Here is a 19,679-nt window from a genome sequence, read left to right as displayed (position 1 = left end):
AAAGCGGCAAAAATGCAGGATTTTCATGCTTTTTTACGGTTTCAGGCCGGAGGTGCTGCGTCCCGGCCCCTGGTTTCGCGATAATAGGACCAGAAAAGCCGCGATGCGACACCTCGCCACGGGCTCCATGATTCGGCCAGGGCGATCAGCGTTTTCTCCGGCGGACGCGGCTCGATGCCGAGCGCGTGGCCAACCGCGCTCTGCAGCGCGACGTCGCGCGCGGGGAAAATATCGGGGTGGCCGGCGGCAAACAGGAGATAGACTTCCGCCGTCCACGGGCCGATGCCCGGCACCGCGATCATAGCCGCGATCGCCTCTTCGGCGTCGAGCGAACAGAGGTGATGCAGGTCGAGCCCCTCAACCACGGCCTGCGCAACCGCGATCAGACCGCGCTGCTTCGGCCGCGACAGCCCAGCCTCACGAAACATGTCCTCGCCGGCGGCAAGGATCGCCTGCGGCGTTAGCGGATCGACCAGTTTCACCAGCCGGCCGAAAATGGCATCGGCGCTCGCACGGGATACTTGTTGCGAAACGATAATGGAGGCCAGGCTTCGAAAGCCGGGCTCCGACAGCCGCAGCGGCACCTCGCCGGCCATGCCGCGCACCTTTTCCAGGCGCGGATCGATTGCGCAAAGCGCATCCAGCCCGCGCGCAATATCGTCCAGTGTCGCGATGCGTTGCATGTTTTCTTGTTCCTGAACCGACCTCACGGTAGCAATTGGCAAAACCGCTGCACAACCCGATTGCCGCTTGTGAGATGACGCTCCTGACATTCCGCTTCGCGCCGAGCCCGAATGGCGAACTGCATCTCGGCCATGCCTATTCGGCACTGCTCAACCAGCAACTGGCGCGTGCGGCCGGCGGCCGCCTGCTGCTGCGCATCGAGGACATCGACACGATCCGCTGCACGCCTGAATTCGAGGCTGGCATCTTTCGCGACCTCGAATGGTTAGGTCTCGAATGGGAACAGCCGGTGCGGCGCCAGGCCGAGCATTTCTCCGACTATCAGGCCGTGCTCGACCGGCTGGTCCGCGAAGACCTCGTCTACCCTGCCTTTATGAGCCGTGGCGAGATCAGGGCCTTCATCGCCGACAGTGAAAAACGCGGCCGCGACTGGCCGCGCGACCCGGACGGCGTGCCGCTTTATCCCGGCGCCGACAAGGCGCTGCCGATCAGCGAACGCAACCGCCGCATCGCCGAAAATGCGCCCTTCGCCTGGCGCCTCGACGTTAAGGCGGCGCTGGCGCGCGTCGGCACGGATTTGTCCTGGCGCGAATTCACCAACGAGACGCTTTCGGCGACGCAGCGCGTCGAGGCGCGTCCGCAGGACTGGGGCGACGTCATTCTGGCGCGCCGCGACATACCGACCAGCTATCACCTGGCCGTCGTCGTCGACGACGCCCTGCAAGGTGTGAGCCATGTCGTGCGTGGCCGCGACCTCTATTCCGCGACCGGCATCCAGCGCCTGCTGCAGGAATTGCTCGGCCTCGGCCAGCCGCAGTATTTCCACCACCGTCTCATACTCGGACCGGATGGGCGCAAACTGTCGAAGAGTTTTGCTGATACCGGCCTTGCCGCGCTGAGGCAGGCAGGCATGTCGCCGGACGATGTCAGGCGGCTGGTCGGGCTATGACTAAAGCCGGGCCAGCCCCGCCTTGAGCAGCGCCAACGCGCCGATAAACGCGAAGGCGCCGCCCAGTCCCCAGGCAACCGCGAGCTTCAGATCTCTCAGGACGATGCCATGTTCGTTCGCGGCCATGACCGCGGCGAAAAAGCCGAGCGTGAACAGCAGCGTGTTGCCGGTCGACCCAAAACCGTCCTCCTGCATGATGGCGTCGAGCGCTGAGCCGAAGAAGAAGCCGAACACGGCCACACTGGCCACCGTCATCAACAGCCAGCTTGTATCGAGATGCAACAGCATGCGCGCTCCCTGTCGAAGCCGAAACGCCATGTCGCCGGATCGATCGACAGAAGTCGATTGCCCTGACGCCGCCCTTTGAATTCGGCCACCTCCTACATCAGGATGAGCTTATGTACCAATTGTTTCACTTTGCTTGCCGGATTGAACCGCATTAGAGCAATTGCCGTATTTGTCTCTTCACCGAATCGGACCTCTCCACCGGAAACGGCTTCCCCGAAATGCACAGTCTCAAGCGGTTCATCCCCGCCTCGTTTGTCGTCCTGTGGGCGACAGGTTTCATAGGCGCGCGCTACGCCATGCCCTGGGCGGAGCCCTTCACCTTTCTGGCCGCCCGCTTTGTCATCGCCGCCTTGCTGCTCGCCGGCCTGATGCTCGTGCTTGGCTCGAAGCGAGCCACAAGGGTAGAAGCGCTTCACGCCACGGTCTCTGGCATCCTCATGCATGGCATCTATCTCGGCGCGGTGTTCTGGGCGATCCACAGGGGCATGCCCGCCGGGCTTTCGGCGCTGATCGTCGGCCTGCAACCGCTGATCACGGCCGTGCTTGCCGGCCGGTTCCTCGGCGAGGCCATCCTGCCGCGCCACTGGGCCGGCCTTGCCGTCGGCCTTGTGGGGGTGATCATCGTGCTGTGGCCGAAGCTCGGCGCTCTCGGCGGCGGCGTTACGCCCGAAACCCTGTCGGCGTCGCTGGTCTCGGTGCTGGGCATGAGCGCCGGGACCATCTGGCAGAAGCGCTATGCCTCGGGTGGCGACCTGGTGGCGGCGACGATGTGGCAATATATCGGCGGCGGCTCGCTGATGATCCTGGCTTCGCTGGCCCTTGAGACCCACACGGTGATCATCAACGGCGAACTGATCTTCGCCATGGCCTGGCTGGTCCTGGTGCTGTCGATCGGCGCCATCTTCTTGCTGATGGTGATGATCCGCGACGGCGAGATGTCGAAGGTCGCGTCGCTGTTCTACCTGGTGCCGGTCGTCACCGCTGTCATCGCCTGGGCGCTGTTCGGCGAACGGCTCAGCCTCGTGCAGATCGTCGGCATGGCAATCGCGACGCTCGGCGTCGGGCTGGCCACGGCTCGGCCAGCCAAAACCTAGCTGCCGACACGTGCGCGCGCTTCGAGAAAGCGGCTGATCGCGGCGTTGAGTTCGCCGCCGAGGATGAAGATTGCCGACAGCATATAGAGGAAAACCACGGCGATCATGATCGAGGCAAGCCCCGCATAGGTCGTCACATAGGACGAGAAGTGATCGAGATAGGTCGCGAACATGGTCGAGCCGACAAGCCACGCAGCCAGAGTGAAGATGATGCCAGGCACCAGCGAGACAAAGCGGCGCTTGCCCGCCGGCAGCCAGTAGTGGACGGCAAACAAGCCACCAATGATGACGGTTGAGGCGATGACGTAGCGCCACAGCGTGATCGTGCCCGTATAGGGTTTGATCCACTCGAAATGAGCTTCCGCCAGCCGCGCCAGCAAAGGCGCAAAGACCAGGAGCACGCTGATCGCCAGGAAACCGGCCGTCGCGATCAGCACGAAGAAAATGCTCTGCACCCGGCGGTAGATGATGCCGCGCGTTTCGGCGACGCGGTAGGCGCGGTTGAGCGAGGTGCGCAGCGCCTCGATGCCGTTGGAGGCGAAATAGGCCGCCAGAAGCACGCCGTAGGTCAAAAGATCGGTGCGCCGCACGGTCAGCACGTTGAGCACCTCGCGCGCGATAGGCTTGGCGATCTGTTCGGGCCAGGTGTCGAAGACCAGGTGCACGGCAGTATCGGCGAACGCCTGCGCACCGAGGAAGCTCGCCAGCGTGGTGGCGAAGATCAGGAACGGGAACAGCGCCATGAGCGAAGTGATCGCCAGATGGCTGGCCATGGCCCAGCCGTCATCGGTGTTGAAATGGCCAAGCGCGTCATAGAGCACGCGGCGCAGCACGACGATATTCCGCATCAAGAGCCGCGTTCCCTTCGATTGTCTCGACGCCGCGAATATGGGAAGGGATTGTGGCAAATGGCAACCCTTGCTCAAACCACGATGCCGCCTGCCAAAGAGTTGCGCACCATCATCGTCACCGGCGCCTCGTCCGGGATAGGCGCCCACTGCGCCCGTGCGCTGAAGGCGGATGGCTGGCGCGTGTTTGCAACGGCGCGCAAGCCGGATGACATAGCCGCACTTGAAGCCGACGGCATCGAGGCCTTTTATCTCGACTACCGTGAGCCGGATTCCATCGCAGCACTTGCGGCATCGGTGCTGGAGCGGACAGGCGGACGCCTCGACGCCCTGTTCAACAACGGCGCCCATGCACAGCCCGGCGCCGTGGAAGACCTGCCGGTTGCGGCATTGCGCGAGCAGTTCGAGGCCAATTTCTTCGGCTGGCACGACCTCACCCGACGCATCGTACCGGTAATGCGTCGCCAGGGACATGGCCGCCTCGTTCATTGTTCCTCGATCCTTGGGCTAGCGCCGGTGCCTTTTCGCGGCGCCTACTCAGCCTCCAAGCACGCGCTCGAAGGCCTGATGCTGTGCATGCAGCAGGAACTCAGGGGCAGCGGCATCCATGTCTCGCTGATCGAACCGGGGCCGGTGACCTCGAAAATCGCCAGCAACGGGCTGTTCTGGTTCCTGAAAAACATCGACCACGAGAATTCCGTCCACCACGTCGCCTATGCCGCGCAGCTGGCGCGGCTTCGGGCCGGCGGCAGCTCATCACGGCTGAAAAAGGGGCCGGAGGTGGTCTATGCGGCCTTGCGCCATGCACTTCTGTCGCGGCGCCCGCGCCCGCACTATGTGGTAACAGTGCCGGCCAGGATTGGCGTGATGCTCAAGCGCATCCTGCCGGCATCGATGCTCTACCGCGTTCTGGCCGGACGCGCCTGATCGCAACAGAACTGGGAACAGATCATGGCAACCGTCATCAAAGTCCTCCTCGTCCTCATCATGGTCGCCGTGGTGATCGTGCTTGTCCGCGGCCTCATCAACATGATGCGCGGCGGCTCCGGTGTGAGCTCGAACAAGCTGATGCAGGCACGCGTGCTGCTGCAGGCGCTGGCGTTGGCACTGATCCTGCTGGTGGTGTATTTCACCCGCAAGTGACGGCCGTTCGGGAGGCGACGTGGTCAAGCTCAACAAGATCTACACCCGCACCGGCGATGACGGCACCACTGGCCTCGGCACCGGTGAACGCAGGCTGAAATCCGACCTGCGCGTCGATGCCTACGGCACCGTCGATGAAGCCAATGCCTGCATCGGTATCGCCCGCCTGCACACAGCGGCAAGTTATCCCGCCATCGACGCCATGCTGTCCCGCATCCAGAACGATTTGTTCGACCTCGGCGCCGATCTCGCCGTGCCCGACGACGGCAAGCCGCTGGGCTACGAGCCGCTGCGCATCATCGCCTCGCAGACCGACCGCGTCGAAAAGGATATCGACCTTCTCAACAAGGATCTGCAGCCGCTCAAATCCTTCGTGCTCAATGGCGGCACGCCGGCGGCGGCAGCACTTCATCTTGCCCGCACCGTGGCGCGACGGGCCGAGCGGATCATGGTGGCGCTGGCGCAGGACCCGGCCGAACATGTCAATCGCGAGGGGCTGAAATACATAAACCGCGTCTCGGACTTTCTGTTCGTCGCCGCTCGTGCGGTCAATGACAACGGAAATGCCGACGTGTTATGGGTGCCCGGCAAGAACCGCTGAATTTTCGAAGGCGGGAAAGGGCTTGGGGCATGTTCATCCCGCTTTACGACTCCAACAGGTTGCGCCACATCCGGCTGCAATATGTGACGATCGGCCTGATCGCGGTCAACGCGCTTGTGTTTCTCATCACCACGATCGGCGGCGAAAATTTCAACAACGCAGCCGTGCTCGGCTTCGGCTTCATTCCTTCGGTTGTCCACGACACGGCAGAACTCTCGCCCCAATTCGTCGTCATTCCCGAGAGCCTGAGTTACCTTACCTATGCCTTCCTGCATGCCGATATCTTTCATCTCGGCGGCAACATGCTGTTCCTGTGGGTGTTCGGCGATAATGTCGAGGACGCACTCGGCCACATCCGCTACCTCATCTTCTACCTGCTTTGCGCCATCGCCGGCGCCTTCTTCCAGGGGCTCGTCGCCTGGAGTTCGGAGGTTCCGCTGATCGGTGCCTCCGGCGCCATTGCCGGCGTCGTCGCCGCCTATCTGGTCCTCTACCCCCGGGTGAAAGTGTGGGTGCTGGTCTTTGCCCGGATTCCGCTGCGTATCCCGGCCTTCATCCCGCTGATCCTGTGGATCGGCTTCCAGGTGGTGATGTTTGCCGCCGGCGGCGAAAACCAGATATCCTGGGCCTGCCATATTGGCGGCATCATTGCCGGTGGCGTGCTGGTGCTCATTATGCGCAGCCGCGGCGTGCCGCTGCTCGCCGGTGGCGACGGCGAGCCGCAACCCGCCGATCAGCCAGCCGCTTCTACTGGGCCGGCGCCAGCCGGTCCCGCTCCCGTGCAACCTGAGACGCGTTGGGGCCGGGGTGGCGCTTCCGGTCACAAGTGAACCGATTTGGGTGGTTTGGCCGCTGCCGTGGCATATTGACGTGTTGCGTCGCCACAACTACGGAGAGCGCCACCGCTAGGCGGCAGAAGACCAGAATTCGTCCGGCCAGGATTCCGTTTGGCCGGAATTCAGTCAGGAATGTCGGCTTTCGACAACTCTGCGGAGGCGCACGCTGCTATAGCGCGCCCGGATATCTCAGGAGAGGTGACAGACAATGAAGATCCTTGTGCCCGTGAAGCGGGTTGTGGATGCGAACGTCAAGGTTCGCGTCAAGGCCGATGGTTCGGCGGTGGAACTCGCCAACGTCAAGATGGCGATGAACCCGTTCGACGAGATCGCGGTGGAAGAGGCGCTCCGGCTGAAGGAAGCCGGCAAGGCCGAAGAGATCATCGTCGTTTCGGTCGGCCCGCAGCAGGCGCAGGAAACGCTCCGCACCGCGCTCGCCATGGGCGCCGACCGCGCCATCCTGGTCAAGACCGACGAGCAGACCGAGCCGCTCGGCGTCGCCAAGGTGCTGAAGGGCGTCGTTGACGCCGAACAGCCCGGTCTCGTGATCCTCGGCAAGCAGGCGATCGATGATGACTCGAACCAGACCGGCCAGATGCTGGCCGCCCTGCTCGGCTGGGCACAGGGCACTTTCGCCTCCAAGGTCGTGATCGACGGCGACAAGGCCAAGGTGACGCGCGAAGTCGACGGCGGCCTGCAGACGGTGGAACTGAAGATGCCGGCGATCATCACCGCCGATCTTCGCCTCAACCAGCCGCGCTATGCCTCGCTGCCCAACATCATGAAGGCCAAGAAGAAGCCGCTCGACGAAAAGAGCCCGGCCGATTACGGCGCCGACGTCAAGCCGCGCCTGAAGGTGCTCAAGACCGAGGAGCCCAGCGGCCGCAAGGCGGGCGTGAAGGTCAACAGTGTCGCCGAACTGGTCGACAAGCTCAAGAACGAAGCCGGCGTGCTCTGAGACTGGAAGGAACAGATAAAATGACCATTCTCCTCATCGCAGAACACGACAACGCCAGCCTTTCCGACCAGACCGCGAAGGCGCTCTCGGCGGCGCTGCAGATCGGTTCGGACGTGCATGTGCTGGTCGCCGGCAAAGGCGCCAAGGGCGCGGCCGACGCCGCTGCCAAGCTCGAGGGCGTGAGCAAGGTGCTGCTGGCCGAGGCCGACGAACTGGCCGAGCGCCTCGCCGAACCGCTCGCCGCACTCGTTGTCTCGCTGGCCGGCGCCTACGACACCATAATCGCGCCGGCGACCTCGTCGGGCAAGAATGTCGCGCCGCGCGTGGCGGCCCTGCTCGATGTCGCGCAAGTCTCCGAGATCATCGAAGTGGTTTCACCAGACACGTTCAAACGGCCGATCTATGCCGGCAACGCCATCCAGACGGTGCAGTCGAGCGACGCCAAGAAGGTCATCACTGTGCGCACCGCCTCCTTCCAGGCTGCCCCGGAGGGCGGCTCGGCAGCTGTCGAGACGGTCAAGGCCGCGGCCAATCCCGGCCTCTCCACTTTCGTCGAGAACAAACTCTCGGAAACCGACCGTCCGGAGCTGACCTCGGCCAAGATCATCATTTCGGGCGGCCGCGCGCTCGGTTCCTCGGAAAAGTTCCAGGAAGTCATCCTGCCGGTCGCCGACAAGCTCGGTGCAGCCGTCGGCGCCTCGCGCGCTGCCGTCGACGCCGGCTACGCCCCGAACGACTGGCAGGTCGGCCAGACGGGCAAGGTCGTGGCGCCTGACCTCTATATTGCCGTCGGCATTTCCGGCGCCATCCAGCACCTTGCCGGCATGAAGGATTCGAAGGTCATCGTCGCCATCAACAAGGACGAAGAGGCGCCGATCTTCCAGGTTGCCGATTACGGCCTGGTCGGCGACCTGTTCGTCATCCTGCCGGAACTGCAAAAGGCGCTTTGACGCTTTCTGCCAAAGCGTATTAAATTGTGAAAGGGTGGGGTAGACGAAGCTGCCCCACCCTTTTAGTTTGCACTGCACAAAAAGCAGGCCGCAAAGGCCTTTTCGACGGGATCGCTGCAAATGGCCAAGATCGAGACGATCGGCATCATCGGCGCCGGCCAGATGGGCGGCGGCATCGCGCATGTATCAGCACTTTCGGGTTTCAAGGTGCTGATCTACGACGTCTCGCCCGACCGTATCGAGAAGGGCATTGCCACGGTCAGCGGCAACATGGCCCGCCAGGTCGGCTCCGGCAAGCTTGAGGAAAAGCTGCGTAACGAAGCGATGGCGCGCATTTCCGCAGCCCCCACCATGGCTGATCTCGCCGGTGCCGATCTGGTTATCGAGGCGGCGACCGAGGACGAGACGGTCAAGCGCAAGATTTACGCGCAGCTCTGTCCCCAGCTCAACCCGGAAGCCATTCTGGCGACCAACACCTCGTCAATTTCGATCACCCGGCTTGCCGCGCAGACCGACCGTCCTGAGCGTTTCATCGGCATACATTTCATGAACCCCGTGCCGCTGATGAAGCTGGTCGAACTGGTGCGCGGCATCGCTACCGAGGATCAGACCTTCGAGGCGGCCAAGGCCTATGTGAAACAGCTCGACAAGACCATCACCGTCTCTGAAGATTTTCCGGCCTTCATCGTCAACCGCATTCTGTTGCCGATGATCAACGAGGCGATCTACACGCTCTATGAGGGGGTCGGCTCGGTCGATGCCATCGACACCGCCATGCGGCTCGGCGCCAACCATCCGATGGGACCGCTGCAGCTCGCCGATTTCATCGGCCTCGACACCTGCCTGTCGATTATGCAGGTGCTGCATGACGGCCTGTCGGATTCGAAATATCGCCCCTGCCCGCTGCTGGTGAAATATGTCGAGGCCGGCTGGCTCGGCCGCAAGACCGGGCGCGGCTTCTACGACTATCGCGGCGAGCATCCGGTTCCGACGCGCTAACCACCAGAACGAAAGTTCCGTGCTCCCTCAGGACGCCGCTGCAAGCGGCGGCTCTGCTTGGCCTCTTGACCCGGTATCGTCAGGCGCCACGGAAACACAGCCGCGGCCGGCGGCCTTGGCCGCATAGCAGGCAGCATCGGCCCGGGCGATGATCTCGTCGACTTCACCGCTGTTGCTGTGGATTGGCGCCAGCCCGATGCTGGCATCGATCGCATGCGGCCGGCCGTCCCAGCTGAACTGCAGGCCGCGGATGGCGTCGATGACAGAGCGTGCGGCAATCCTGGCGCCGGCGCTCGGCCCGGCTTTCAGGATGACCGCGAATTCGTCGCCGCCGAGGCGGGCCACGATATCCTCCGGCCCAAGCGCACCGCGAATGGCCTCGGCAACCCGCTTCAGCAAGGCGTCGCCGGCGGCGTGCCCGCCAGTGTCGTTGACCAGCTTGAAATGGTCCAGATCGATGAACATGAAATGATGTTCGCCCGCCGACCTGGCTGTGCCGGCCTTGCGGCTCCGGTCGACCAGTTCCTCCATGGTGCGGATAAAGCTCGAACGGTTGGCAAGGCCGGTCAGCGCATCATGCGCGGCGGCATAGGCGAGCTGGCGCTGCAAGGCGCGCGCATCGGTGAAGTCCTGGAAGACGATGACAAGACCGCAGAACTCCTGGCGGTCGTTCATGATCGGCGACACCACCTGGCGGATGCTGCAGCGTGTGTCGTCGCGACGGATGAGGACGGCGCGACTGTTCTGGTCGGCAGGGCTGGCGCTGCCGAGCGCCGGCCGCGTCATGCCGATCCTTTGCCCGGTTTCTTCGTCCACCGCCCAGTAGACATGGCCAAGCGTCTTGCCGAGCGCCTCCGCGCCAACAACGCCGGTGAGCTTTTCGGCGACCGGGTTCATGAAGGTGATGCGGTTGGCGGCATCGGTGCAGATGACGGCGTCGCCGATCGACTGCAGCGTCACCCTCAGCCGCTCCTTCTCGTCGGCCAGCATTGCCGCCGATACGATGAGGCTTTCCTCGGTTTGCTTGCGCTGGGTGATATCGGTCAGGCTGCCGATGGCCCTGACCAGCCGTCCGTCCTTGTCGCGTTCGAGCGTCTTGCCGCGGTCGAGGATCCAGACCCAGTGGCCATCCTTGTGGCGCATCCGGAACTCGGCTTCGAAGAACGGTGTCCTGCCCTCCAGATGGGCACGATCGGCTTCGGCGACGTTTTCGCGATCGTCGGGGTGGATCATCGCCAGCCAGCGGTCGGGGTCGCCGTCCAGTTCGCCATCGGCATAGCCCAGCATCTTCACCCAGGTGGCGGAGTAGGTGGTGCCGCCCTTCCGCATATCAAGATCCCAGACGCCTTGTCCGGCGCTGGCCAGGGCAAAATTCCAGCGCGTTTCGGCTTCGGCTATGCGCGCCTCGGATTGCTTGCGCGCATCGATATCCTCGATCTGGGAGACCAGGTAGAGCGGGCTCCCGCTCTTCTCGTCGCGAATGACGGAACCGGCAAGATGGGCCCATACCGGCGTGCCGTCCTTCCTGAGGTAGCGCTTTTCGAAGTGGAAGGCGTTGACGGTGCCCGCCCGCATGCCGTCCATCGTCTCACGGCCGATCTGCACATCGTCGGGATGGGTGATCTGAAAGAAGGTCAGCGCCTCGATCTCCTGCTTGCTGTAGCCGAGCATGGCGGCGAAGGCCGGGTTGGTTTCGTGGATGCGGCCGTCGAGGCCGACAATGGCGATGCCGATCGCCGAATCCTCCATGGCGCGGCGGAAACGCTGCTCGCTTTCGGCGATCTGCCGGCGATCGTCCAGTATCCGGTAAATGAACAGGGCGGCGAGAATCAGCGCCACGGCGGCGACCGGCACCGATATCTGCAGGCATAGCTTCAGCACTTCGGCGCTGACATCGAGCCGCGACAGCAGGAGCGCGACCACGGCAGCGCAAAGCCCTCCGGCCGCAAGCACCAAAGCCACGTGACTGTCAGCCCGCAGGCTTTTTCGCTCTCGCCGCATCACTGTGCATGCCACCCCATGCGCAACACATTTCTGCAAAAAACACTGGATGATCGATTTTAAGGAAAGGTTGCGCCGGAGCCACCGGCAACACGGTGAACCCGCAAACAATTGCCGGCATGATTAAGGATCGGTGATTATTGGGCGATCTTGAAAGGCCCGGTCACCAGCGCACGAAGAACCGTCCCCCGAGCGCGCCCAGACCGGCGAGGACGGCGATGGCGAGCGTGTACCAGGTGGCGACGAAAAGCGGCGAATCGTCGAAGCAGTGCGCGGCGTAGAAGGTCGCCGCCAGGCCGCCGGCGAGCAGTCCCGCGACCGCCCCGGCCAACACCGGCCGCGTCGGCGCGCCATAGCGCAGCATCCACAGGAAGACGGCAAGCGGGCCGATGCCGATCAGCGGGATGAAGCCCATGCAGATCATCATGTTGGAGCCGACCATGNAGGAAGACGGCAAGCGGGCCGATGCCGATCAGCGGGATGAAGCCCATGCAGATCATCATGTTGGAGCCGACCATGCGCGTGCTCCACATCGGCTCCGGCACCATGAACAGTTCGAGAGCCACCGCCACGGCCACCAGCAGCGGCGCCGCCAGCATCCAGGCCGCGGCTCTTGCCGTCGAAGCGCCCGGCGTCGACAACGCCCGGACCAGGCCAAAGGCGGTGACGACGAGCACGATGGTGAACACGAACTTCGCCAGGAACCGCATCGTGTGCATGGCGGTCATGATGTCGGGACGCGGGCCGATGGTGAGAAAGAAGACCAGAGCCGCGATCACCGCCGCGGCTGCCGCCGCCATCAACCAGGCCGAGCGCAGCGGAATCGCCTTGCTGCTTGTGTCGGCGTCGAGTGCCTTGATGAGATCCTCCGTCCTCATGTCACTGCCGCCCGAAGCGCCCCTGCCCAAATCGCTTGGCGATCGCGGCAAGCCCGCGATGCAGCGACACCCGCACCGCCGTCTCGCTGACGCCGAGCCTGGCCGCCGTCTCGCCGATGGAGCGGCCGTCGACCGAGATCGAAGAAACGACGGAACGCTGCGCAGCCGGCAGTCCGTCCAGCGCCCGGTTGATGTCGCGTTCGCTGACGGTCTCGGTTTCCGGCTCGGCAAAGGTCTCGGCGATCTCGTCGATCTCGATTTCGATGCGCCGTCCGCGCCGCCGGAAAGCATCGATCAGCTTGAAGCGGGCTATCGCATAGATCCATGGCAACACCGGCGCGTCCTGGCGCCAGGTATGCCGTTTCACATGAATGGCCAGCAAGGTTTCCTGCACGACATCCTCGGGATCGACCCCGCCCTGTACGATCTTGCGCCTCGCAAAGCCGCGAACCAGCGCGGCGATCCGGTGCAAAAAGTCGGCGTAGGCCCTTTCATCTCCCGCGATCGCGGCCCGCATCAGCCGGGAAAGCTCGGCCTCATCCTTGCCGCTCACAAGAGTTCACTCCCCGATCTTCGCGCCTCGGCACCGATTTGTTACGTGTCCGGCGAAATGATGTCCAAGCCAAAGTGCCGCAAAATCACGAAAGTTTGCGGGAGCGGCGACCGATTGAAGCAGCCGAGCAATGTTGACTACTGCTGTCAGGTATCGATAGGTGCAGCCTGCGAAACCAGAACCACCGAGATTGAGGATGACGCCATGAGATACACGCTCTCCACCCTAGCGGGGGCCACAGCGCTGGCCGTGAGCATGATCGCCGGGCCGGCGATGGCCGCGGATGCCGGCATCATCGTCTACAACGCCCAGCATGAGAGCCTGGCCAAGGAATGGGTCGAAGGTTTCACCAAGGAAACCGGCATCAAGGTCACGCTGCGCAATGGCGGCGACAGCGATTTCTCCAACCAGATCGTCGCCGAGGGCGCTTCTTCGCCGGCCGACGTGTTCCTGACCGAAAACTCGCCGGCGATGACCCTGGTCGAAGCGGCGGGCCTTTTCGCGCCGGTCGACGCCGACACGCTGGCGCAAGTCCCGGCCGAATTCCAGCCGAGCAGCGGCAGATGGGTGGGTGTCGCGGCGCGCAGCACCGTCTTTGCCTACAACAAAACCAAGCTCACGGCCGAAAAGCTGCCCAAATCGATGCTCGATCTCGCCGATCCGAGCTGGAAAGGCCGCTGGGCAGCCTCGCCTTCCGGCGCCGATTTTCAGGCCATCGTCAGCGCGTTGCTTGAGCTCAAGGGCGAAGCCGCAACCGCCGACTGGCTGAAGGCCATGAAGGAGAATTTCACCGCCTACAAGGGCAACGGCACGGTGATGAAGGCGGTCAATGCCGGCGAGATCGAAGGCGGAATCATCTACCACTATTACTATTTCGGCGATCAGGCAAAGACCGGCGAAAACAGCAAGAACGTCGAACTGCATTATTTCAAGAACCAGGATCCCGGCGCTTTCGTCTCGATCTCCGGCGGCGGCGTGCTCGCCTCGAGCAAACACCCGAAGGAAGCCCAGGCGTTCCTCAAATGGGTGACCGGGAAAGGCGGCCAGGACGTGCTGAAGACCGGCACGTCCTTCGAATACGCTATCGGCAAGGACGCGCAGTCCAATCCCAGGCTGGTGCCGCTGGCCGACCTGCAGGCGCCGAAGGTCGATCCGGCGACACTGAACTCCAAAAAGGTGACGGACCTGATGACGGCAGCCGGCTTGCTTTAGGCTGGGTTCGTCCTAAAAGGGCAACGATTGCGCTCCTGCCGGACTTTCCGCAGGAGCGCTCTGTTTTCGAGATGGCATTGTCCATGACAACACATTGCGTTTCCGGCCGCGCCTGCGGCGCCCCCGCCCCGGCAGCAGTGGCGCGGTCGAGCTGATGCAAACTGCGGTCGATCTCGCACGTTCAGGCCAGACAGTCGGGCGGTCCCGCCGGAAGCCCATGTCCTGGATCGCGCTTGCCGCCATAATTGTCTCGCTGCTGTCGCTGCTGCCGCTGGCGTTCATCATCTGGATCGGTGTGCAGATCGGCTGGGACACTGCTTCGGCCCTGGTCTTCCGGCCGCGCGTCGGCGAACTTCTGGTCAACACCGTGCTTCTGGTGGCGCTCACCGTGCCGATCGCCACCGTGCTGTCGGTGACGCTGGCATGGCTGACCGAGCGCAGCGACCTGCCCGGCGCCGGCCTGTGGGCTTGGCTGTCGGTGGCGCCGCTCGCCATCCCCGCCTTCGTGCATTCCTACGCCTGGATCACCATGGTGCCGACCTTGCACGGCCTGTGGGCCGGCGTGCTGGTCTCGGTTCTCGCCTATTTCCCGTTCCTCTATCTGCCGCTGGCGGCGGCTCTGCGCCGGCTCGATCCTGCTTTGGAGGACGCAGCCGCAGCACTCGGCCTTGGACCATGGCGGGTGTTTTGGCGTGTCGTGCTGCCGCAGCTGAGACTGGCCATTTGCGGCGGCGCGCTGCTGGTCGGCCTGCATCTGCTGGCCGAATACGGCCTCTACGTCTTCATCCGCTTCGACACTTTCACCACGGCGATCGTCGACCAGTTCCAGTCGACCTTCAACGGTCCCGCCGCCAACATGCTGGCCGGCGTCCTGGTGACTTGCTGCTTCGTGCTGCTCGCGCTGGAGGTGCTGGTGCGCGGCGAGGAACGCTATGCCCGCGTAGGCTCGGGTGCCGCGCGCCGCCAGCAGCGCACCAGGCTCGGTCGCGCCACCCTGCCCTGCCTGGCTCTGCCTGCCATCGCCACGCTTCTCGCCATCGGCGTGCCCTTCGTCACCATCGGCCGCTGGCTGGTCGCCGGCGGCGCCGATGTCTGGCGTTTGGACGAGATCGGCCTGGCGCTTGGCCAGACGCTGTTCCTGGCGCTGGCCGGCGCCTTGCTTGCGACCATCGCCGCCATGCCGATGGCCTGGATCTCGATCCGCGCGCCGGGACCGCTGCAGCGGCTGCTCGAAGGCTGCAACTACATTGTCGGTTCGCTGCCTGGCGTGGTCATCGCGCTGGCCTTGGTCACCATTACCGTGCGCATCGCCATGCCGCTCTACCAGACGCTGTTCACAATCCTGGTCGCCTATGCCCTGATGTTCCTGCCGCGCGCCTTGATCAGCCTCAGAGCCTCGATCGCACAGGCGCCGGTCGAGCTCGAACGCGCCGCCGCCAGCCTTGGCCGGCCGCCGCTGAAGGCGCTTTGGTCGACAACGATTCGCCTGTCGGCGCCGGGGGCTGCGGCCGGCATGGCGCTGGTCGCGCTCGGCATCATGAACGAGCTGACCGCCACCCAGATGCTGGCGCCCAACGGCACGCGCACGCTGGCCATGGCGTTCTGGTCCTATAGCGGCGAGATCGACTATGCCTCCGCCGCCCCTTACGCCTTCATCATGGTGGCGATGTCGCTGCCGCTGACCTGGCTGCTCTATGTCCAGTCGAAACGGATGGCCGGGCGATGAGCTTTCTCGAAATCAATGGCCTCACCAAGCACTACGGCCCGGTCGCAGCCCTTGCCGGCATCGAGCTCAGCGCCGCAAGCGGCAGTCGCACCGCGATCGTCGGCCCGTCCGGCTGCGGCAAGACGACGTTGCTGCGGCTGATCGCCGGCTTCGAGGCGCCCGACCAGGGCCGCGTCGTGCTCGACGGCGAGGTGCTGGCCAATGGCGGCCATGCGGTGCCGGCGCACCGCCGCGGCATTGGCCTGGTGGCGCAGGACGGCGCCCTGTTCCCGCATCTCAGCATCGGCGACAATATCGGCTTTGGCATGGCCCGCGGCGAGGACCAGCGCGCCGAGCGCATCGCCGAGCTCGCCTATACCGTCGGGCTCGACAAGGCGATCCTCAAGCGCCGCCCGCACCAGCTCTCCGGCGGCCAGCAGCAGCGTGTGGCGCTGGCCCGCGCCATGGCGATGAAGCCCAGGCTGATGCTTCTCGACGAACCGTTCTCGGCGCTCGACACCGGTCTGCGCGCCTCGATGCGCAAGGCGGTCGCCGAACTACTCGAAGCCGCCGGCATCACCACCATCCTGGTCACCCACGACCAGGCCGAGGCGCTGTCCTTCGCCAGCCAGGTGGCGGTCATGCGCGACGGAAAGTTCTCTCAGATCGGCACACCGCGAGAACTCTATCTGCAGCCGAAAGACCGCATGGTTGCCGAGTTTCTTGGCGACGCCATCATCTTGCCGGCAAAGATTTCAGGCGGCTTCGCCACCTCCTCGCTTGGTCGCATAGCCGTCGACTCGAAGGAGCGGCGCGACATCGCCCGCATCATGCTGCGACCGGAGCAGGTGCAGGTAAAGCGCACGTCGCGCGAAGGCATGTCGGGTCCTGCGGGCACGATATTCGCCGAGGTGACGGACTCGGAATTCGCAGGCTCGATGTGCACCATTGCCGTGCGGCTGTTGAACAACCCCGATCCGCCGGACGCCGCGGCAATAGGCAGCACGCCGCTGATCCTGCGCAAACCGGGTATCGACGCGCCTTCCGTCGGCGAGATCGTGCGCCTGACCGTCTCCGGCAAGGCGCATGTCTTCGCCTGAACTGCCGATGCGTCGGATTGGCGCGAGCGGCTGCGTCAATCGACTCGTTTCCCAGCATTGTCGAACCAATGCAGCTTCTCGGCCCTGGCCACGACGCGCAGTTGATCGCCGGGTTTGGCCGTGGCGCGGCCGGCCACACGCACGACGATGCGGTTGCCGCCGGCGGCACAGTGAAGAAAGCTTTCGGCTCCCACAGGTTCGACCGCCTCGACCGCCGCAGGCAGAATAAGCGCGCCGGATGATGCCTCGGCACTGAAGGTGACGTCGGCATCCTCAGGGCGGAAGCCAAGCGTGGCGGCGTTCGTGGGCGCAAAGTCAATCGTCTTGCCATCAATCAGCGCTGGACCAGCCGATGCTTGCAAAAGAGGCAAAAGGTTCATCGGCGGCGCGCCGATGAAGGAGGCGACGAAGGTCGAGGCCGGCTTCTCGTAAATGTCAAGCGGCGCGCCCGTCTGCTCGACCAATCCGCCATTCATGACGACGAGAATATCGGCCAGCGTCATCGCCTCAAGCTGATCGTGGGTGACGTAGACCGAGGTGACACCGAGCGAGCGCTGCAAATTCTTGATTTCAACCCGCATCTGGCCGCGCAGTTTGGCGTCGAGGTTGGAAAGCGGTTCGTCGAACAGGAAGACTTTTGGATTGCGCACGATTGCGCGACCCATGGCCACGCGCTGGCGCTGGCCGCCGGAAAGCTCGCGCGGGCGCCGGTCGAGCAGCGCCGTGAGCTCCAGCACCTTGGCGGTCGAGCGAACCCTGCTGTCGATCTCGTCCTTGGGAGTACCCCGGTTGCGCAACCCGTAGGCCATGTTGTCGTAGACCTTCATATGTGGATAGAGCGCATAGTTCTGGAACACCATGGCGATGTCGCGCTCGGTCGGACCGATCGTGTTGACGATCTTGCCGTCGATGGCGACGGTGCCGGAAGAAATGGTCTCAAGCCCGGCGATCATCCGCAGCAGCGTGGACTTGCCGCAGCCGGACGGCCCAACCAGCACGCAAAGCTCCTTGTCGGGAATGGCGATGGAGACACCCCTCACCGCCTCGACGCCGCTGGGATAGACCTTCTTCACATCCTTCAGATCGACGGTCGCCATCGGCTTCTCACTTTTCGGAATCGACAAGTCCGCGCACGAACCAGCGTTGCATCAGCACCACGATCAGGATCGGCGGCAGTATGGCCAGCATCGCGGTGACCATGACCAGATGCCATTGGGTATCGGCATCGGCGAAGGAAACCATCTTTCTAAGTGCGATGACGATGGTGTTCATGTCGTTGCTGTTGGTGACGAGCAGCGGCCACAGGTACTGCGTCCAGCCATAGATGAAGAGGATGACGAACAGTGCTGCGATGTTGGTGCGCGACAGCGGCAGCAGGATGTCGAAAAAGAAGCGCCATGGTCCGGCGCCGTCGACACGCGCCGCTTCCACCAACTCACCTGGGATGGTCATAAAGAACTGGCGAAACAGAAGCGTGGCGGTGGCCGAGGCGATCAGCGGAATGATCAGGCCGGCATAGGTGTCGATCATGCCGAGATCGACCATCACCTTGTAGGTCGGCAGGATGCGCACCTCGACGGGAAGCATCAGTGTGATGAAGATCAGCCAGAAGAAGACCATCCGAAGCGGAAAACGGAAGAACACGATCGCATAGGCCGAAAGGATCGAGATGAAAATCTTCCCCACCGCGATGCCGAGCGCCATGATCGTGGTGTTGAGCAGCAATCGGCCGACACTGACGCCGCCGATGCGGCCGACACCGCCGAACAGCGCCTCGCTGTAATTGTTCCAGACCTGGTCGCCGGGCAAAAGAGGCAATGGCGGCTTGAGGATGGTCTGCAGCGTCTGCGTGGAGGCAACGAAGGTGTAGTAGATCGGGAAAGCGACGATCAGGATGCCCAGGATGAGCACGGCGTGGGCGATGAGGGCGCGAAGCGGGGACTGACCAATCATCGCTCGCGCTCAACCGTAGTGGACTTTGCGTTCCACATAGCGGAACTGGATGGCCGTGAGTGAGATGACGATGACCATCAGGATGACCGACTGCGCGGCCGAATCGCCGAGGATCAAATTGACGAAACCGTCATTGTAGACCTTGTAGACCAGCGTCTCGGTGGCCTTGCCTGGCCCGCCGCCGGTGACGGCATGAACGATACCGAAAGTGTCGAACAGCGCATAGACAGTGTTGACGACCAGCAGGAAGAAGGTCGTCGGTGCGAGCAGCGGGAAGACGATGGTCCAGAAGCGCTTCGTCTCCCCGGCGCCGTCCATGGCCGCCGCCTCTATCAACGTCTTCGGCACCGCCTGCAGCCCGGCGACGAAGAACAGGAAATTGTAGCTGATCTGCTTCCAGGCAGCCGCAGATACCAGCAGGATCATGGCTTGGTTTCCGTTAAGCAAGGGATCCCAGGCGATGCCGAGACCTCTCAAGGCGTAGGCCAGCGAACCGATCGAGGGGTTGAACAGAAACAGCCACAACATGCCGGCAATCGCCGGCGCCACCGCATACGGCCAGATCAGCAGCGTGCGATAAAGGCCTCTGCCGCGCACCACCTTCTCGGCCATGACGGCAAGCAACAGGGCCACACCCATGGCGACGATCGCGGTCGCCAGAGAGAACACCAGCGTGACTTTGATCGAGTTGAGGTAGGCCGGGTCGGCCAGCACCTTGCGAAAGTTGGCGAGCCCGACGAACTTGCTCTTCAGCCCGAACGGGTCTTCCCTAAGCATCGACTGGTAGAGCGCCTGCCCGGTCGGCCAGTAGAAAAAGATCAGCGTAATGGCGAGTTGCGGCGCCACCAGCAGGTAAGGCAGGGTCTTGTTGGGGAAGACGACGCGTGGAGACAGGGTGATTCCCTCGCTATTCAGGAAATCGTCCAC

At 63.6% G+C, this 19,679-nt stretch carries 20 protein-coding genes and 1 pseudogene; 12 read left to right on the top strand and 9 right to left on the bottom strand.

The features are described from left to right. Nucleotides 1–41: 41 nt before the first annotated feature. Complete coding sequence (locus X733_RS154000) at nucleotides 42–683, bottom strand: DNA-3-methyladenine glycosylase (protein ID WP_023685318.1); 642 nt, start codon at nucleotides 681–683, stop codon at nucleotides 42–44. Nucleotides 684–757: 74 nt separating this feature from the next. On the opposite strand from X733_RS154000, the gene gluQRS reads away from it, so the two are divergent. Beyond that, a complete protein-coding gene (gluQRS, locus tag X733_RS154005) occupies nucleotides 758–1,633 on the top strand; it encodes a tRNA glutamyl-Q(34) synthetase GluQRS (protein ID WP_023685319.1) in 876 nt (291 codons plus the stop codon). Here the strand turns inward: gluQRS and X733_RS154010 are convergent, their stop codons facing one another. Beyond that, nucleotides 1,634–1,921: a hypothetical protein gene (locus X733_RS154010; protein ID WP_023671677.1), complete on the bottom strand. Its 288-nt coding sequence runs from the start codon at nucleotides 1,919–1,921 to the stop codon at nucleotides 1,634–1,636. It abuts the gene before it with no gap. Between the two features lie 218 nt (nucleotides 1,922–2,139). Here X733_RS154010 and X733_RS0134525 point away from each other — a divergent pair, with 218 nt between their 5' ends. Continuing rightward, nucleotides 2,140–3,015 (top strand): DMT family transporter, encoded by an 876-nt coding sequence (locus X733_RS0134525; RefSeq protein WP_031193215.1) that lies wholly within the window; start codon nucleotides 2,140–2,142, stop codon nucleotides 3,013–3,015. On the opposite strand, the gene X733_RS0134520 is transcribed toward X733_RS0134525, so the two are convergent. After that, nucleotides 3,012–3,863: a YihY/virulence factor BrkB family protein gene (locus X733_RS0134520; RefSeq protein ID WP_023671675.1), complete on the bottom strand. Its 852-nt coding sequence runs from the start codon at nucleotides 3,861–3,863 to the stop codon at nucleotides 3,012–3,014. The genes X733_RS0134525 and X733_RS0134520 overlap by 4 nt on opposite strands. A gap of 60 nt (nucleotides 3,864–3,923) precedes the next feature. Between X733_RS0134520 and X733_RS154015 the strand changes: the two genes are divergently transcribed. The 7 genes from X733_RS154015 (at nucleotide 3,924) to X733_RS154045 (ending at nucleotide 9,350) form a co-directional block, all read left to right on the top strand. Then, nucleotides 3,924–4,790, top strand: a complete 867-nt coding sequence (locus X733_RS154015; RefSeq protein WP_081732471.1) for an SDR family oxidoreductase — start codon at nucleotides 3,924–3,926, stop codon at nucleotides 4,788–4,790. Nucleotides 4,791–4,814: 24 nt separating this feature from the next. Continuing rightward, nucleotides 4,815–5,006: a twin transmembrane helix small protein gene (locus tag X733_RS154020; protein WP_023818493.1), complete on the top strand. Its 192-nt coding sequence runs from the start codon at nucleotides 4,815–4,817 to the stop codon at nucleotides 5,004–5,006. Nucleotides 5,007–5,025: 19 nt separating this feature from the next. Next, on the top strand, nucleotides 5,026–5,607 hold the full coding sequence (locus X733_RS154025) for a cob(I)yrinic acid a,c-diamide adenosyltransferase (RefSeq protein WP_023671672.1): 582 nt from the start codon (nucleotides 5,026–5,028) through the stop codon (nucleotides 5,605–5,607). A 29-nt stretch (nucleotides 5,608–5,636) separates the two neighbouring features. After that, nucleotides 5,637–6,437: a rhomboid family intramembrane serine protease gene (locus tag X733_RS154030; RefSeq protein WP_023685321.1), complete on the top strand. Its 801-nt coding sequence runs from the start codon at nucleotides 5,637–5,639 to the stop codon at nucleotides 6,435–6,437. 214 nt (nucleotides 6,438–6,651) lie between these two features. Further along, nucleotides 6,652–7,401, top strand: coding sequence for an electron transfer flavoprotein subunit beta/FixA family protein (locus X733_RS154035; protein WP_023685322.1), 750 nt, complete (start codon nucleotides 6,652–6,654; stop codon nucleotides 7,399–7,401). Between the two features lie 20 nt (nucleotides 7,402–7,421). Continuing rightward, nucleotides 7,422–8,351, top strand: a complete 930-nt coding sequence (locus tag X733_RS154040; RefSeq protein WP_023685323.1) for an electron transfer flavoprotein subunit alpha/FixB family protein — start codon at nucleotides 7,422–7,424, stop codon at nucleotides 8,349–8,351. A gap of 120 nt (nucleotides 8,352–8,471) precedes the next feature. Continuing rightward, on the top strand, nucleotides 8,472–9,350 hold the full coding sequence (locus tag X733_RS154045) for a 3-hydroxybutyryl-CoA dehydrogenase (protein ID WP_023671668.1): 879 nt from the start codon (nucleotides 8,472–8,474) through the stop codon (nucleotides 9,348–9,350). Nucleotides 9,351–9,377: 27 nt separating this feature from the next. Here X733_RS154045 and X733_RS154050 read toward each other — a convergent pair whose 3' ends face one another. The 3 genes and pseudogenes from X733_RS154050 to X733_RS154055 all read right to left on the bottom strand — a co-directional run bounded on the left by X733_RS154050 (nucleotide 9,378) and on the right by X733_RS154055 (nucleotide 12,782). Further along, entirely contained in the window at nucleotides 9,378–11,312 is a 1,935-nt protein-coding gene (locus X733_RS154050) for a PAS domain S-box protein (RefSeq protein ID WP_050587141.1), read from the bottom strand. A 202-nt stretch (nucleotides 11,313–11,514) separates the two neighbouring features. Continuing rightward, nucleotides 11,515–12,229 (bottom strand): annotated as a pseudogene (locus X733_RS01000000166125) (NrsF family protein). A gap of 1 nt (nucleotide 12,230) precedes the next feature. Beyond that, nucleotides 12,231–12,782, bottom strand: a complete 552-nt coding sequence (locus X733_RS154055; protein ID WP_023671665.1) for a sigma-70 family RNA polymerase sigma factor — start codon at nucleotides 12,780–12,782, stop codon at nucleotides 12,231–12,233. Nucleotides 12,783–12,986: 204 nt separating this feature from the next. Between X733_RS154055 and X733_RS154060 the strand changes: the two genes are divergently transcribed. From X733_RS154060 to X733_RS154070, 3 genes are all read left to right on the top strand, one after another. After that, the gene (locus X733_RS154060) at nucleotides 12,987–13,994 is read left to right on the top strand and encodes an iron ABC transporter substrate-binding protein (RefSeq protein ID WP_023711730.1); all 1,008 of its coding nucleotides are present in this window, start codon (nucleotides 12,987–12,989) and stop codon (nucleotides 13,992–13,994) included. A 154-nt stretch (nucleotides 13,995–14,148) separates the two neighbouring features. Then, a complete protein-coding gene (locus X733_RS154065; protein WP_023818492.1) occupies nucleotides 14,149–15,720 on the top strand; it encodes an iron ABC transporter permease in 1,572 nt (523 codons plus the stop codon). After that, nucleotides 15,717–16,799 carry an ABC transporter ATP-binding protein gene (locus tag X733_RS154070; protein ID WP_023701410.1) on the top strand — a complete coding sequence of 361 codons (1,083 nt, stop codon included), beginning with the start codon at nucleotides 15,717–15,719 and terminating at the stop codon, nucleotides 16,797–16,799. The genes X733_RS154065 and X733_RS154070 overlap by 4 nt, the downstream gene beginning before the upstream one ends. A gap of 35 nt (nucleotides 16,800–16,834) precedes the next feature. Here the strand turns inward: X733_RS154070 and X733_RS154075 are convergent, their stop codons facing one another. The 3 genes from X733_RS154075 to ugpA are packed head-to-tail and all read right to left on the bottom strand — an operon-like array spanning nucleotide 16,835 to nucleotide 19,646. Then, the gene (locus tag X733_RS154075) at nucleotides 16,835–17,896 is read right to left on the bottom strand and encodes a sn-glycerol-3-phosphate import ATP-binding protein UgpC (protein ID WP_023726979.1); all 1,062 of its coding nucleotides are present in this window, start codon (nucleotides 17,894–17,896) and stop codon (nucleotides 16,835–16,837) included. A gap of 7 nt (nucleotides 17,897–17,903) precedes the next feature. Further along, nucleotides 17,904–18,752, bottom strand: a complete 849-nt coding sequence (gene ugpE, locus X733_RS154080) for a sn-glycerol-3-phosphate ABC transporter permease UgpE (protein ID WP_023698704.1) — start codon at nucleotides 18,750–18,752, stop codon at nucleotides 17,904–17,906. Between the two features lie 9 nt (nucleotides 18,753–18,761). Further along, a complete protein-coding gene (ugpA, locus tag X733_RS154085; protein ID WP_023686696.1) occupies nucleotides 18,762–19,646 on the bottom strand; it encodes a sn-glycerol-3-phosphate ABC transporter permease UgpA in 885 nt (294 codons plus the stop codon). Nucleotides 19,647–19,679 lie beyond the last annotated feature (33 nt).

Source organism: Mesorhizobium sp. L2C066B000, assembly GCF_000502335.1.
GTDB lineage: Bacteria > Pseudomonadota > Alphaproteobacteria > Rhizobiales > Rhizobiaceae > Mesorhizobium.
The sequence above is the reverse complement of the archived record's forward strand: the minus strand, read 5'-3'. Positions and strand labels throughout refer to the sequence as shown.

What these genes read in the sequence shown, in the direction of transcription:
- X733_RS154020 (WP_023818493.1), top strand. Translation starts at nt 4,815, where the DNA reads ATGGCAACCGTCATCAAAGTCCTCCTCGTCCTCATCATGGTCGCCGTG.
- X733_RS154075 (WP_023726979.1), bottom strand. Translation starts at nt 17,896, where the DNA reads ATGGCGACCGTCGATCTGAAGGATGTGAAGAAGGTCTATCCCAGCGGC.
- X733_RS154010 (WP_023671677.1), bottom strand. Translation starts at nt 1,921, where the DNA reads ATGCTGTTGCATCTCGATACAAGCTGGCTGTTGATGACGGTGGCCAGT.
- X733_RS154070 (WP_023701410.1), top strand. Translation starts at nt 15,717, where the DNA reads ATGAGCTTTCTCGAAATCAATGGCCTCACCAAGCACTACGGCCCGGTC.
- X733_RS0134520 (WP_023671675.1), bottom strand. Translation starts at nt 3,863, where the DNA reads ATGCGGAATATCGTCGTGCTGCGCCGCGTGCTCTATGACGCGCTTGGC.
- X733_RS0134525 (WP_031193215.1), top strand. Translation starts at nt 2,140, where the DNA reads ATGCACAGTCTCAAGCGGTTCATCCCCGCCTCGTTTGTCGTCCTGTGG.
- X733_RS154015 (WP_081732471.1), top strand. Translation starts at nt 3,924, where the DNA reads ATGGCAACCCTTGCTCAAACCACGATGCCGCCTGCCAAAGAGTTGCGC.
- X733_RS154000 (WP_023685318.1), bottom strand. Translation starts at nt 683, where the DNA reads ATGCAACGCATCGCGACACTGGACGATATTGCGCGCGGGCTGGATGCG.
- gluQRS (WP_023685319.1), top strand. Translation starts at nt 758, where the DNA reads ATGACGCTCCTGACATTCCGCTTCGCGCCGAGCCCGAATGGCGAACTG.
- X733_RS154060 (WP_023711730.1), top strand. Translation starts at nt 12,987, where the DNA reads ATGAGATACACGCTCTCCACCCTAGCGGGGGCCACAGCGCTGGCCGTG.
- X733_RS154035 (WP_023685322.1), top strand. Translation starts at nt 6,652, where the DNA reads ATGAAGATCCTTGTGCCCGTGAAGCGGGTTGTGGATGCGAACGTCAAG.
- X733_RS154065 (WP_023818492.1), top strand. Translation starts at nt 14,149, where the DNA reads ATGCAAACTGCGGTCGATCTCGCACGTTCAGGCCAGACAGTCGGGCGG.
- X733_RS154040 (WP_023685323.1), top strand. Translation starts at nt 7,422, where the DNA reads ATGACCATTCTCCTCATCGCAGAACACGACAACGCCAGCCTTTCCGAC.
- X733_RS154045 (WP_023671668.1), top strand. Translation starts at nt 8,472, where the DNA reads ATGGCCAAGATCGAGACGATCGGCATCATCGGCGCCGGCCAGATGGGC.
- ugpE (WP_023698704.1), bottom strand. Translation starts at nt 18,752, where the DNA reads ATGATTGGTCAGTCCCCGCTTCGCGCCCTCATCGCCCACGCCGTGCTC.
- X733_RS154030 (WP_023685321.1), top strand. Translation starts at nt 5,637, where the DNA reads ATGTTCATCCCGCTTTACGACTCCAACAGGTTGCGCCACATCCGGCTG.